This is a genomic window from Mediterraneibacter flintii (genome assembly GCF_055387595.1).
In genome coordinates this window covers 141,472-154,201 of sequence record NZ_AP031405.1, presented here as the reverse complement: position 1 = coordinate 154,201, position 12,730 = coordinate 141,472, and the positions used below count along the sequence as shown (strand labels likewise).

The 12,730-nt window shown below is 37.1% G+C and carries 13 protein-coding genes; 2 read left to right on the top strand and 11 right to left on the bottom strand.

Annotation, left to right across the window (positions count from 1 at the left end; translation table 11 throughout):
• Window positions 1-13: 13 nt before the first annotated feature.
• The 3 genes from ACZ5C4_RS00750 to ACZ5C4_RS00740 form a co-directional block, all read right to left on the bottom strand.
• Window positions 14-466 carry a PTS sugar transporter subunit IIA gene (locus tag ACZ5C4_RS00750; RefSeq protein WP_464519364.1) on the bottom strand — a complete coding sequence of 151 codons (453 nt, stop codon included), beginning with the start codon at window positions 464-466 and terminating at the stop codon, window positions 14-16.
• Between the two features lie 10 nt (window positions 467-476).
• Window positions 477-1,610, bottom strand: coding sequence for an N-acetylglucosamine-6-phosphate deacetylase (locus tag ACZ5C4_RS00745; protein ID WP_464519363.1), 1,134 nt, complete (start codon window positions 1,608-1,610; stop codon window positions 477-479).
• 74 nt (window positions 1,611-1,684) lie between these two features.
• Entirely contained in the window at window positions 1,685-2,947 is a 1,263-nt protein-coding gene (locus tag ACZ5C4_RS00740) for a PTS transporter subunit IIC (RefSeq protein WP_464519362.1), read from the bottom strand.
• Between the two features lie 272 nt (window positions 2,948-3,219).
• Here ACZ5C4_RS00740 and ACZ5C4_RS00735 point away from each other — a divergent pair, with 272 nt between their 5' ends.
• Together ACZ5C4_RS00735 and ACZ5C4_RS00730 are read left to right on the top strand one after the other, a co-directional pair.
• Window positions 3,220-5,331 (top strand): BglG family transcription antiterminator, encoded by a 2,112-nt coding sequence (locus ACZ5C4_RS00735; RefSeq protein WP_464519361.1) that lies wholly within the window; start codon window positions 3,220-3,222, stop codon window positions 5,329-5,331.
• Window position 5,332: 1 nt separating this feature from the next.
• Window positions 5,333-5,593, top strand: coding sequence for an HPr family phosphocarrier protein (locus ACZ5C4_RS00730; protein WP_464519360.1), 261 nt, complete (start codon window positions 5,333-5,335; stop codon window positions 5,591-5,593).
• Window positions 5,594-5,717: 124 nt separating this feature from the next.
• Here ACZ5C4_RS00730 and ACZ5C4_RS00725 read toward each other — a convergent pair whose 3' ends face one another.
• The 8 genes from ACZ5C4_RS00725 to ACZ5C4_RS00690 all read right to left on the bottom strand — a co-directional run bounded on the left by ACZ5C4_RS00725 (window position 5,718) and on the right by ACZ5C4_RS00690 (window position 12,720).
• Window positions 5,718-6,233 (bottom strand): hypothetical protein, encoded by a 516-nt coding sequence (locus ACZ5C4_RS00725; protein ID WP_464519359.1) that lies wholly within the window; start codon window positions 6,231-6,233, stop codon window positions 5,718-5,720.
• A gap of 14 nt (window positions 6,234-6,247) precedes the next feature.
• Window positions 6,248-6,700 (bottom strand): PTS sugar transporter subunit IIA, encoded by a 453-nt coding sequence (locus ACZ5C4_RS00720; protein WP_464519358.1) that lies wholly within the window; start codon window positions 6,698-6,700, stop codon window positions 6,248-6,250.
• A 23-nt stretch (window positions 6,701-6,723) separates the two neighbouring features.
• A complete protein-coding gene (locus ACZ5C4_RS00715; protein WP_464519357.1) occupies window positions 6,724-7,377 on the bottom strand; it encodes a phosphoglycerate mutase family protein in 654 nt (217 codons plus the stop codon).
• Window positions 7,378-9,336 carry a sigma 54-interacting transcriptional regulator gene (locus ACZ5C4_RS00710; RefSeq protein ID WP_464519356.1) on the bottom strand — a complete coding sequence of 653 codons (1,959 nt, stop codon included), beginning with the start codon at window positions 9,334-9,336 and terminating at the stop codon, window positions 7,378-7,380.
• Window positions 9,337-9,353: 17 nt separating this feature from the next.
• Window positions 9,354-10,199 (bottom strand): PTS system mannose/fructose/sorbose family transporter subunit IID, encoded by an 846-nt coding sequence (locus tag ACZ5C4_RS00705; RefSeq protein WP_464519355.1) that lies wholly within the window; start codon window positions 10,197-10,199, stop codon window positions 9,354-9,356.
• Window positions 10,200-10,215: 16 nt separating this feature from the next.
• Window positions 10,216-10,965 (bottom strand): PTS sugar transporter subunit IIC, encoded by a 750-nt coding sequence (locus tag ACZ5C4_RS00700; RefSeq protein ID WP_464519354.1) that lies wholly within the window; start codon window positions 10,963-10,965, stop codon window positions 10,216-10,218.
• An 18-nt stretch (window positions 10,966-10,983) separates the two neighbouring features.
• Entirely contained in the window at window positions 10,984-11,493 is a 510-nt protein-coding gene (locus ACZ5C4_RS00695) for a PTS sugar transporter subunit IIB (protein ID WP_464519353.1), read from the bottom strand.
• Window positions 11,494-11,754: 261 nt separating this feature from the next.
• On the bottom strand, window positions 11,755-12,720 hold the full coding sequence (locus tag ACZ5C4_RS00690) for a D-2-hydroxyacid dehydrogenase (RefSeq protein WP_464519352.1): 966 nt from the start codon (window positions 12,718-12,720) through the stop codon (window positions 11,755-11,757).
• Window positions 12,721-12,730: the final 10 nt, after the last annotated feature.

The following is a 12,730-nucleotide window of genomic DNA, read 5'->3' as shown; positions in this document are numbered from 1 at the left end:
GCATGTATATTTTTTATATAATTTCATATTTAGCGAATAACTCCGCCACTTCCTCTTTCTTTTGCGTCAGACACTCTTTTGCAAAATCTCCGTCTTCACTTCCAAGCGCCAATACAAACTTCTGCAAAAATGTAACATGTTCCTCATCTTTTTTTAAAGCAAGATTAAAAATAAGCGATGTACTGACATGTTGTTCGATATCATCAATTCGATGAAAATCTACTTCCTTTTTTAATCTTAAGACACACATCCCCTCCTTCTTCACAAACTTACTGGAACAATGTGGAATCGCAATCGGAATTGCTGATGGCAATCCGGTTGGATATGTCAATTCACGTTTCAAACATTCTTCCACAAAGTTCTCCTTTACATATCCTTTCTCAAAAAGGTAGTTTCCCGCATGTTCAATTGCTTCTTTGTAATCGCTTGCCTCTGCGTCAACCACCAGAATATCCTCTTTTTTCATCTTCTCCTCCTTAGTGTTCAAGCTCCTTACAGATTTTGCCCCTGGCAATCACTGCCTTTACATTCAATTCTCCATCTAAAAGTACAAAATCTGCATCATACCCTTCACATATTTTCCCTTTCCGGTGAGCAACTCCTATCGCCTGCGCTGGAGTAAGGGTCGCCATTCTGATTACATCCAACAGGGGGATATTAGAACAACGATATGTTTGCTGCACAATATAATCCATAGGAGCCATTGTCTTTATACTGATCCTGTTTGGTAAATGATTGGGAACAACCATTTCTTCCCCTTCTGCAAAAGGCTCTCTCCGTGTAGCCGCATCTGTAACAAGGTACATCCCCTGTACTCCTTTATTTTTGTATATGAAATTTAACATTGGTCCGGTGAGATGTTTCCCATTACCGATAACTTCCGCATATATATCTGGTTCCAAAAGACAGTCTTCAATCAACCCTGGAAATCTTTCTCCCGTATCATTATCCCGATAAAATCCAAACATACCTGTGTATAAATGTGTTGCACTATTTGCACCTGCCTCTACACATTTCATAATCTGCTTATAATCCGCCGGTCCGCAGTGTGAAATAGAGACTGTCACTCCTTTCGATACGAAATATCTGGTAACTTCAGGCGCCCCTTTGATGCATGGATCTATTCCTATTCTCTTTATCACCGGTATTTCTTCTACTATTTTTTTGCACTTTTCTATACTATAATCCGGCGTCTTCTTTCCTTCATTCATTGGATCTCCATAAATATATTCCCAGTCTACGCACTCTGCATGAAGCCCCAAAATTTCCGGTCCTTCAGAGCGTTCCATATATTTCCGGTAAATCTTTCCTAATTTTTTTATAGGAACCATATGGGATGCCAATACTGAGGTTACTCCATGTTTTACAACTTCATCCATTGCATGGCAAACCGCCGCTTCTTTTTCTTCAATAAAGGAATAACCTCCTCCTCCGTGAATATGTAAATCTATATATCCCGGTGCCAGCAACAGCCCCTGTCCGTCTATGATCTTCTCACAGTTTTCAATATTTTTTTCAATTTTTACAATTTTTCCCTTCTCATATGCGACATCATACCCTTCCAAGTATCTATACGGAGTCACTATTTTCGCGTTTACTATTTTTTTCATTTTCCGTCCCTTTCCCAGAAGTAAACTAATCTTTGCAGATCAGGAGGGGAACTCCCACTCCTGATCTTATAAAATTACATAAAGAACAACCGTTTTATAATACATCCTATAATGCTAAACCAATCCAATGCTGTTGGAGATGTAATCGTTCCTGTCAGTGTCGGATCCAGATATGCAAAAACCTGTCCTATTTCAGGAGCCAGATAGTTCATCAGTGACATCATAAAAAATACATACAACATAGAACATACAAAAGAACGTATGAAATCATTTTTGCAGTATACAGTACATATACCTACCATATAAATAATGCCTCCCATCAAGCCAGTAGGAAAGTACCTAAATCCAGGAACAATCAATGCAAACGCAACTGCCAGAGGGATCATCAAACTGTTGATCGTAATAACGACCGGAGAGCCAACCGACATAGCCATGTCACACGCTATATAAACCTTATGACCCTCACCCAGTTTATTTCCAGCCCATGCCTGCGCTCCTTGCGTCAGAGTACCTACTCCGTCCAGAAAAATCTTGATCGTATGAGGTATTAGTACAATGGAAGCTGCAACGCCCATGCCGATACTGAATATAGAAGTAATGTCTTGTTTTGTAATAATCGCCATAAACATACCTACAATCAAACCGATTACAGCAGGTTCTCCAAATATACCAATCTTTTTGCTGAGCTTTTCAGGTGTAAAATTATTATTTTTTATGCCTGGAATATGATCCATGATTTTATTCGCAGCCCAACATACCGGAAACGCCATGCTCATCTGTGTTACGTTAGAAGAAGTGGTTCCGTCCAATCCTAATGTTTCCGACCATTTGGGAGCATATTTATCTCCGCACCATATACAGAAAACAAAATTTAAAAATCCACAGATAACGGCCAGTATCATATTTCCTGATAATACATAGATAAACCCGATCACTGTCAGCTGCTGACCATAATCCCATATAGAAAGCTGCAATGTATGGAATACCTTGAAACGCACCAGCAGAACAGTCAGTACAGCAAAACATGGAATTAAAAATACAGAAATAGGAAGTGCAAACGGCAGCGCTGCTGATACGGACCATGGCACATCTACAATGTCAAATCTCGCGCCACTGCTTGTCTTTGCATAATATTCAATTACGGGTGTTAAGGTTGTAATCAGGTAATTTGTGATTAATGAAACACCTGCCAGACCAATGCCTGCTTTTAACCCTGCGCGCAATGCATTCGTTGGCTTCATTCTGAAGAACAATCCAACGATAAAAAATACCAGTGGTAAAAATACCGCTGCTCCGGCATTATAAATACCTAAAATAATTTCCTTTACAATTTCCATAAGGTTTTCTCCTCTTGTGCTTAATAGATAATTTCCTTAGATTCCTAAAATAAGTATTCTGTCCCAATTTTTTCTTTTTTCCGATTCAATCTGTGCACACACTGAATATACTTTTATACTATCCCATCCGATTTAAAATGTTTAGTTCAGGTAATTTTTTCTAAATAAAATTTTATGAACTATATTTTTATCGTACAATATTTATAATATAATTAAAAAGCACTATCTTAAATTCACGTTTTTGTCAAAAATATGTAAAGAGGTGTTTAATTATGTATAAGCGTATTATCGAACTTATTGTAGAGTTTTCCTACCAGACAGAATGTACACTGGAAGATTTGGCTAACAAATATCAGGTGTCTACGCAGACTATTCGCAATGATATTAATATGATCAATGAACTATTATCCGAACATCACTATGAAAAAATACAAATTAAGAAGGGTGTCATTATTTGTCCGGAAAATTTCACAGAAATTAAACGATATGTGAACTTAAGAGCTTCTGAATCTAATTTATATTTCTATCATTTTTCCAAGGAAGAGCTTTGTATTGTAACAACCATCATTCTGCTCTTCAGAGAAAAATACACAACTATTAATCAACTGGCCGAACAGCTTTCTGTCAGTCGGACTACCTTTATCAATACTTCTGTTCTTTTGCGGGAATATACCCAGCAATTGGGATTAAAGATGTACTCTTCCTCTAACAAGGGGTTGATTTTAAAAAATACGGAAAACGAGAAGCGCTCTGCGCTTGTAAAGCTTATTGAGCAAACAGTCACAGAAAATGAATTTTTACTGAATCTGATTTTAAAATCTAATATTGTAACCAGACAAGATAATCGCAAAATCACACAAAATGTACTTTACGAGATACAGCATGAATTGGGGATTTCTCTTTCTGATCAGACGTTTACTATATTAAATTATTATCTCAACTTTGCAATAGAAAAAATACATACAAAAAATTATATCGATATGTATCAAATCAGAGAACCTGATTTCTGCTGCTGTGCAGAAAAAATCTTGTCTTTCCTTTCTGCTGTCTGTAATATACCGGTCATACGTTCAGAAATACTATTTTTATCTTCTACATTGAAAAATTTAATCTCTCCTTCCGGTATTGCAGGACCTTCTCGCAACACTATGGAAATACAATTATTGACAACTGCATTGATAGATAAGATATCAGATTATCTACATATTGATTTAAAACACGATTTTCAATTACTAGAAAATCTTTCCAGTCATTTGATTTCTATCGCTACAATCTCCGTAACAGATAAAAACGACAATCCTGTTTTAAACGATATTCGCAATACACAATCTGACGTTATCCGCGCGGTAAAAGAGAATATCAGACCAGTAGAGGACTATTTTCAGCGCCCACTTAGCGAAACGGAAATCATTTATATCGCCATACATTTTAGCGCCGCCATAGAACGGTATCGTTCCAATCATTATGTTTACCGTGTCGTCGTCGCATGCAATACCGGCACAGGGACTTCACAGTTTATAAAGGCAAAACTTTCATGTTTTACAAATATTCATGTTACACGCCTAATAAATTCCTGGGAAATATCCTCACTGACTCCGGAGGATGCCGATTTGCTGATCTCGGCAATTCCCATCTACCAAAGTCCCATTGAATTTATAAATGTTTCCGGTAATATTACAAATCAGGATTTAATGCGAATTTCAAAAAAAATAAGGGATATGCACAATGCCGGAATCAAGCCTGCTGCTGTAATAGCTGATAATACAATTGAACGGATTATAAATGCTATACGCCCTGTATTCTATAAACTTGTTGACAAAAATGCAGATGAGGTTTTTGGGAAGATAACAGAAGCTATTTATTATGCCGCCGATTATACCCCGCCTTCCTTAGAAAGGGACTCTTCTCCCTGTCTGTACCAGCTGCTTACGCCTGCATTTATACAATTGGATACCCACTGTACAGACTGGAAAGATACCATCTATCAATCTGCGGTTCCTCTATTTGAAAGACAGTATTTTCACAAAAACTATTTAAAAGAAATAATCCATATTACAGAAACATACGGAGCCTATTATATTATTTCGGAAGGCATTGCCCTCCTTCACGCTTCTCCGGGACAAAACAGCTATAAACTAGGTATAGCGCTTACGCGCCTGCAAGCCTCTGTTTTATTTCCTACACCAGATGGTCCGAAGCCAGTTTCTTATATTATTCTCTTATCTGTTATCGATAAAAAAGAACACTTAAGAGCGCTGTTTTCTCTGATTCACCTGCTGAAAGATCCATCGTTTATGCGGAAAATAGAGCACGCTAAAACATCTGACGAAGTGAGTCATCTCATTTATTTAAATGAGAAAAATATAAAAAAAGGAGATTTTTAACATGTTTAAAAAAGAAGTAACTGTAAAAAATGAAACTGGTCTCCATGCAAGACCTGCGTCCGATTTTGCCGCATTATGCCGGAACGTACAGAGTGATATAAGAATAATCTCTGGAAATGCAATAGTAAATCCAAAAAGTATTATTAGCATCCTATCTGCCGGTCTTTCCCGAGGTACAACTTTTTTGCTGGAAGTAGAAGGACCGGATGAAAAAGAGGCAGGAGAAAAAATTGTACAGTTCATTGAAGCTCTCAAGGAATAACAAGAAAAACATCCGAATATTTTCAAAAATTTTCATTTAAAAGTTTGCTCCCTTCCAAGTAGAAAGTCTGCATTTCACTTCTCTTCTTAGAAGGGGGCTCATCAAAATTTACAGGTTAGTTGTTCTAACAAGCTGTCTTCTGTAGCCTGCTGATTCTACTTATTTCCCGGCCTGTCATTTCCTGCAATTTCCTTAATATATTTTGTACATTTTCTTTATTTTTTAGTAGTAAAGTCTCACATAGAGAGGCACCGATGCGCTCTATAACTATTTCTTTTTCATCTGTTCCATTCAAACCTGTCAGCTTTAATATTTCGTATATTAATTTTGAAAATTCTTCAATTCTTTCATTTGTTACTTCTTTCTTTCCAAATGCAAAGTTCATATTTACCATAATAATCTGTTCTTTTAACCGTATCATATTCTCCACATCAAGAAAAGAGAGCTGATTTGCCCTCTCCAAATTTAAGAAGAGTAATGCAATACCATGCAGAAGTGCAAGTATCCCTGCCTCTTTTACATCTTTCCCTTCTTTTTCCGCCAGTTTTCCGACTTCTTGTACCAGGATAACCTGGATGAATGCCATAAACTGACGTGCTTCTTTTTCTGTCTTGTATTTTCTCCTCCATATGAGCTTCAATATTCTCCCCCCTGTTATTTCACCATTTTTTCAAGCCGCTTTTTTACATTGATTGTTCCCGCTTTCGTTTCTTCTATCATCGTTTCTATCAGTTCATCTCCTTTCATTCCAGACGCCCGTAAAGATGACGCTACGATTACCATCGGTAAATTCACTCCTGTTACTGCCAGAGGAATCTTCCCTTTTTTTCTAGAAGTAAGAAGTAACTGATTATACGGTGTTCCGCCTATAATATCTACAAATATCAGACAGTCATTCTGAAACGACTCAATCGCATTCTGCACTGTCTCCCCATATTTTTCTGGATCATCATTTGCTTCTAGACAAAATGCTGCGCTGTTTTTCACTTCGTTTCCAAGAATAACAGCCGCAGAATCCAGCATTCCCACCGCCATTGGGCCATGACTTAACACAATAATTCCAGTTAAGCCTTTTTCAATTTTATCTGGTTTAAATTTTTGTATCATAATACGCCTCCTAATTATTCCATCTATTCTAAAAATTTTCTTATTTCCATGACTTCTCGCATATAGCCTCCGCCAATAAAATCTATTATTTTCATGCTATATTTTCCTGGATGCATTTGCTTTATATCGAATACAACTCCTTTTCCATTACAAACCAAATTTCTATAATCGCCCAGCTGCATTATCCCATAATTAAATCCAAGCTGACGCAGATATGCTCCATGACCGCATACTGTAATCTTTTTTTCTTCATTTTCAAAACGTGCATCTAAAAATTTCTGAAAATCTCTATTTACCCTTTCAGCAAAAATCCGAGTACATTCTCCGGATCCAAATGCTTCTTCCCTCTCCTTTCCCTGTTCATCAAAAATACTTTTACGCCATCGTATAATCTTCTCTCTGTCTTTTTCTGTTTCAATGGCTCCAAAATCTCTCTCTTGTAATAATGCTGTATACTTACAATCCCTATCCGGATATATTACATGAAGTGTCTGCTGCGTCCGTTTCATATTGCTGGCATAACAGTTTCCCGGATCTGCCGGATAGAGCTTTTCCTTCACATAATCTCTAAGCTCCAAGATACCGCTACTGGAAAGCGGGGCATCTACACGCGCTCCAGATATTCTTTTTTCAAAATTCAGTTTTGTCTTTCCATGTCTGATAAAATATAAAATCATTTATTTTATTCCTTTTCCTGTCAATATATTGATTAGCTTCTCCAAAGAGCCACTCCGCCTTCCGATATTAAAAATTGCTTTAATTTCCTGTCCATCACCTGCTACCAATATCATTTTAGCTATTTCAATAGCAATTTGAATGGTTAGTTTTGGAATAATATAACAGCTTACGCCGGTATACTTTTCTATATACTTTTGGGTATGAAATAAAGTCCTCTCATCTGTCAATATAATAACTCCCTTAGCATTACCCAATTTACGTACCGCATCTATTATTTCTTCTAACTTTAGATTTTTCTCTGTATTCGATTTAATTTCAGCCGGATACGCTAATTTTTCACTAAATGTTCTGTTAATGTTTTTAGCCATAGAAATTGCCCGTTCTTTACAGGATGATGCCAGTATTAGTCCAAATTTGCTTTTTCTCAACTTTTCTCTGTCAAAGCTATTTGCATGCTGTCTTAAAACCGACGCCAGTAGTAAGACTTCACTGTCTATTAATTTCATATCAAAATGTTCTTCAAGCAAAGGACGAATAGACATCACAAAAATTCCTTCCTTACTATTCTGAAGGCTGGTTAAAGCATATAATGTATCCGACTCATCCGGTACCCCTCCCTGATGAGTAAAAAAACGAATCTCTTCCAGACACAGCGCAATAGCCTGTATAGTTTTATCATTATATTCTTCTACGAGTTCTAACTCCGCAGTTTCCACTATTTGTCTGGCAAGTTTCCATATGCCTGGCGAAGCAAATTCCTCCAATCCTCTTTTTCTGTTTTTGAAAAAGCTAATCTGTTTTTCATTTTCCGGATTCAAATCTGTTTTCTGCGCTGTGATACAGATTTTTCCACCGGTTATTTCGCGATTTATGAATTCCTCCACTGACGTTTCTCTGTTCTGTTCTAAAATAATAGTTCTCGACAAATCCTGCTTTTGTACTAAAATATAATCTGTATCTGTTTTTTCCTGTTCAATATAACGCAGATATCCTCTAGCGCAGCAAATCTGGACTTCATTTTTTAAATCTCCTATATTTGTCTTACTTTCAAAAGCAATTAGATACCGTACAGCTTCCTTCTCCACGTATATCGGCATTTTCAGCTTTTCGCTCTCTTTTGTAAAAAATATAGTAATCAATGCAAGCCGTTCTGAAAGCGGTCGTTCTCGAAAAGGAGGGATTTTCAGCACTATCGGCATTCTTCTTTTAAACGTATCTAACACAGCATTGTCTACGGATTCTGTTGTCGCTCCGATAATCATTAAATGAACAGATTTTTCATATATACCGCCCAATGGGATGAAAACACCTTTATCCATCACCGTAAAAAGCATCTCCTGTCCTGTATTTGGAAGCCGATGTATTTCATCCAAAAATAATACTCCCTCATTAGCCATCTCTATAATTCCCGGCTTATCTTGATCTGCACCAGTAAAAGTTCCTTTTTTATGTCCGAATAAATGAGATAACAGAAGCTGTGGATTATCCGCATGTTCTGCACAATTATAAGAAACGAAAGGCACGGAATTATTCTGTCTCATATAGCACACATAACGCCATATTTCTGCTGCCAGCATCGTTTTCCCAACACCGCTTTCTCCTGCAATGAAAATATTAAGACCGTATGGCGGGTAGACTGCCGCGGCTTTTGCCATCTGGATCTGGCTCTTCAGACTTCCTTTACATCCTATTATGGATTCAAATGGCTCAAACGTTTTTTGTTTATCCGAAAAATCAGATATTTTTTTCTCTTTTGGGAAAAAACATACTGGGTACGTATCTGTTTTCTGTAAAATCCCGTCTTTTACCAGGCTATTTAAGTCCCTGGAAGCATCGCTTCTCCATATATTTAATGCGGCCGCTGTCATTTCCGCAGTTATATGTATATCTTGCTTTTCATTCTTTGCTTTATTCCATTGATACAAGACAAACTCTTCTACCCGCTTTTTTCTTTGCATTTTATTTACCCGTTTCCCTATGCAAATACTCCCAAGAGTGCACCGATAATACAAACTACCAGGAATATTAAAATAATCTTTATTACGCTTAAATTCTTTTTATTCATAAGATAATAAATTAAAAATACAGAGCCCAATGGCAGTAAACCCGGTAAAGCACTGTCCAGCACTGTTTGTACAGACGCCGTAGTTTCCCCACTTGTATAGGATAATGCAATAGACGGCGTCACATATTTGCACACCATTGCACCCATAACCATCATACTCAATGTCATAACCCCGTCCGTTAATTTTCCCATGATTCCGGAACCCTGTTTCATGATACTCCCAAGAGCATTTTTACCCAGCTTGTAGCATGTTGTAAACATGAAAACCGCCCATCCATATCGGCATGCTGTTTTAAATAGAATAAACCCGATCGGACCCATGATATTTCCTGCTATCGCCATCGGAGTAAAGATTGACAACGCTAACGGCCTCAATGTACTTGTAAAAATTGTGTCTCCAAATCCTGTTAGACCACCCATAACGCCTGTTTTTAGATTATTCATTGTAGACCGGGGGATGTCGTGTCCTGCTGCTCTTTCTTCTTCCATGCGAAGAATAATGGCTGTCACCGCACATCCTGTCATAGGCTCTGCCAAATAATAAGCTTCTCCATATGATTTCATCGCATCTTTGATTTCTTCCGGTTTGTTTTTATATAATTTCTTAATCGCAGGTAATACAGCCGCTGCAAATCCTGTCCCATAGAATCTGGGATATGTAATAAAATTTGATATAAAGGTACTCGACATATAAAATACTTTAAACAATGTCCATTTATCTAAACTCTTTGGAACTTTTATTTCTTCACCCATCATTTTTCCTCCATCTCTATTATTGTTCTGCTGTTTTCTTATTGTTTACCATCATAACTGCAATTAATGCTGCTATGATCGTAACGCCGATCAATGTAATCTGTTCACTAAAGAAATACATAATATAGAAGCCAAGGAAAAACAAAGGAAATTTCTCTTTATGTCCTGAACTCTTTAGGAATAATGCAAATCCAATACCAGGGAGAAATTTTGCCAGTGTAATAAAAGAAATCATCATCCATTCTGGAATAGCTGCAAGTATAGAATTCATGGCTCCCTGTCCCCAAAATAATACAGAAAACATGAGTCCAAAATAAATCGGGAACTGTATGATCGGTTGGAAAAACAGCGAAACAAAATAAAACAACCTTGTATTTCCTTTTTCTGCCGCTTTATCCGTCAACACAATACCGAACTGATTTAAAGAACGGCACAATGGCTGTAAAAAAGCTCCGATAACTGTAAATGGTACTGCTACCGCCATAACCACTTCCGTCTCCAAATTTGCTGCCATTGCAAGAGGAATTGCAATAAAAGATGCCATTTGCAAATCCATCGTTATTGTATTTCCTACTGTAGTAGGCGCCATATTCATTGTCTGTATCATACCGCCCAATATTGTTCCTTGGATTGGATCACCCATGATAATTCCCAGAAAAATCCCGATACAAACAGGATTTCTCAGTTGATTAGCTGCCATAGTAAACCATGGATTCAAAATTAAAAAGTAAAATAAAGCAATCAATAACGCCTGTTGTAATGTAATCAAAAAAATTCCTCCCCTCTTTTATAGTCCCAATGCCTTTTTATTTCTCGACTGATTAAGCAGTTCTATCATAGATGTTTCTGTATCCGCAGGAAACATTTGACAATATACTTTAATTCCCTTACTATCCATTTCCTGAAATATTTTTGCGCGTTCCATACTGACATTCACCTGTTTATATACGCATACAGAATTTTTTTCTCCTGCTAACGTAGCAACTTGAATTCTGTTAAATTTAATCCCTTCATCATATGCTTTCATCGCATGTTCTGGCGTCTGAAAAATTACGATTGTGTTTTCATCTCCAAACTGATTTTCTCTCCATTGTTTTGCCGCCTCCTCAGTTGTTATTGTGTCGCACCTCACTCCGGAAGGTACTGCCATCTCATGCAGGTCACATAAAAAAGGATCCTGTGCATATTCGTCATGAATAATCACCGCCCTTTTAATGCCTTTCTCCGGTATCCAAGCAGTGCATACCTGCCCATGTACCAATCTGCTGTCAATTCTAAATAATAGATAATTTCCCATCTCTTTTTCCATCCTTTCTTTTGGGATTTATCTTTTTACTTAGCAAAATATATGCCACCACACTTTTTCAACTTTTATCTCAGAATAACAATCCTCTCTTTTTCTGATATTTACGGAGTTTTCTATCTCCAAATTTAATATTCATTCATCCGCATCCCTATTCTAAATACCGTGTATATACTTCACTTTTTATTATTTCACCACACTTTTTTTATAAAAAAATCTTCACAAAGAATATATGTGAAGATTTTCTTACGAAAACTATGCGTTGACAACATGAATCGGATTTCCTTTTACAAATGCTTCCAGGTTTTCTTCGCTGATTTTCATAATCCTCTGTCTACTTTCTTTAGAAGCCCATGAAATATGTGGCGTAATAATACAATTTTTTACCTTTAATAGTGGATTATCTCCTCGTATTGGTTCTGTATACACCACATCTAATCCTGCCGCACTGATTTTTCCAGAATTGAGAGCATCTGCAACATCTTGTTCATTGATCAACTGCCCCCTCGAATTATTGATAAGAATTACGCCGTCTTTCATTTTAGCAATTGTATCTTTATTGATCATTCCTGTATTCTCTGGTGTCAAATTACAATGGAGTGTAATTACATCCGCTTTGCTCATCAGTGTCTCCAAATCTGTATATTCTGCAATCTCTTTTCCACTTTCTGTTGGATACAAATCATATGCGAGCACATGCATCCCCATTGCTTTGGCAATTCTTCCTTCTGCCTGTCCGATTCTTCCAAATCCGATAATTCCAATCGTTTTATCCAAGAGTTCTATCAATGGATAATCCCAATAACAAAAATCTGAGCTCTTTTCCCATCTTCCTTCTGCTACTGTCTGGCTGTGGTGTCCAATATGATGACAGATTTCCAAAAGAAGTGCAATGGAAAATTGTGCTACCGCCTCTGTTCCATAAGCAGGCACATTAGAAACTACTATCCCTTTTTCTTTCGCTGATTGTATATCAATTACATTGTACCCTGTAGCAAGCACACCTATAAATTTTAAATTTCTGCTGCTTTCCATACTTTCTCTGGAAATCGGAGTTTTATTTGTAAAGACTACTTCTGCATCTTTTATTCTTTCCTGTATTTCCTCCTCATTATAAATATCTGTCCGGTCATATACGATCAGTTCGCCAAACTTTCCAATCCCTTCCCAGCTTAGGTCACCCGGATTCTCTGTATATCCATCCAAAACTACTATTTTCACCTTTTACTCC

What these genes read in the sequence shown, in the direction of transcription:
- ACZ5C4_RS00720 (WP_464519358.1), bottom strand. Translation starts at nt 6,700, where the DNA reads ATGATACAAAAATTTAAACCAGATAAAATTGAAAAAGGCTTAACTGGA.
- ACZ5C4_RS00735 (WP_464519361.1), top strand. Translation starts at nt 3,220, where the DNA reads ATGTATAAGCGTATTATCGAACTTATTGTAGAGTTTTCCTACCAGACA.
- ACZ5C4_RS00730 (WP_464519360.1), top strand. Translation starts at nt 5,333, where the DNA reads ATGTTTAAAAAAGAAGTAACTGTAAAAAATGAAACTGGTCTCCATGCA.
- ACZ5C4_RS00715 (WP_464519357.1), bottom strand. Translation starts at nt 7,377, where the DNA reads ATGATTTTATATTTTATCAGACATGGAAAGACAAAACTGAATTTTGAA.
- ACZ5C4_RS00705 (WP_464519355.1), bottom strand. Translation starts at nt 10,199, where the DNA reads ATGATGGGTGAAGAAATAAAAGTTCCAAAGAGTTTAGATAAATGGACA.
- ACZ5C4_RS00695 (WP_464519353.1), bottom strand. Translation starts at nt 11,493, where the DNA reads ATGGGAAATTATCTATTATTTAGAATTGACAGCAGATTGGTACATGGG.
- ACZ5C4_RS00740 (WP_464519362.1), bottom strand. Translation starts at nt 2,947, where the DNA reads ATGGAAATTGTAAAGGAAATTATTTTAGGTATTTATAATGCCGGAGCA.
- ACZ5C4_RS00750 (WP_464519364.1), bottom strand. Translation starts at nt 466, where the DNA reads ATGAAAAAAGAGGATATTCTGGTGGTTGACGCAGAGGCAAGCGATTAC.
- ACZ5C4_RS00710 (WP_464519356.1), bottom strand. Translation starts at nt 9,336, where the DNA reads ATGCAAAGAAAAAAGCGGGTAGAAGAGTTTGTCTTGTATCAATGGAAT.
- ACZ5C4_RS00745 (WP_464519363.1), bottom strand. Translation starts at nt 1,610, where the DNA reads ATGAAAAAAATAGTAAACGCGAAAATAGTGACTCCGTATAGATACTTG.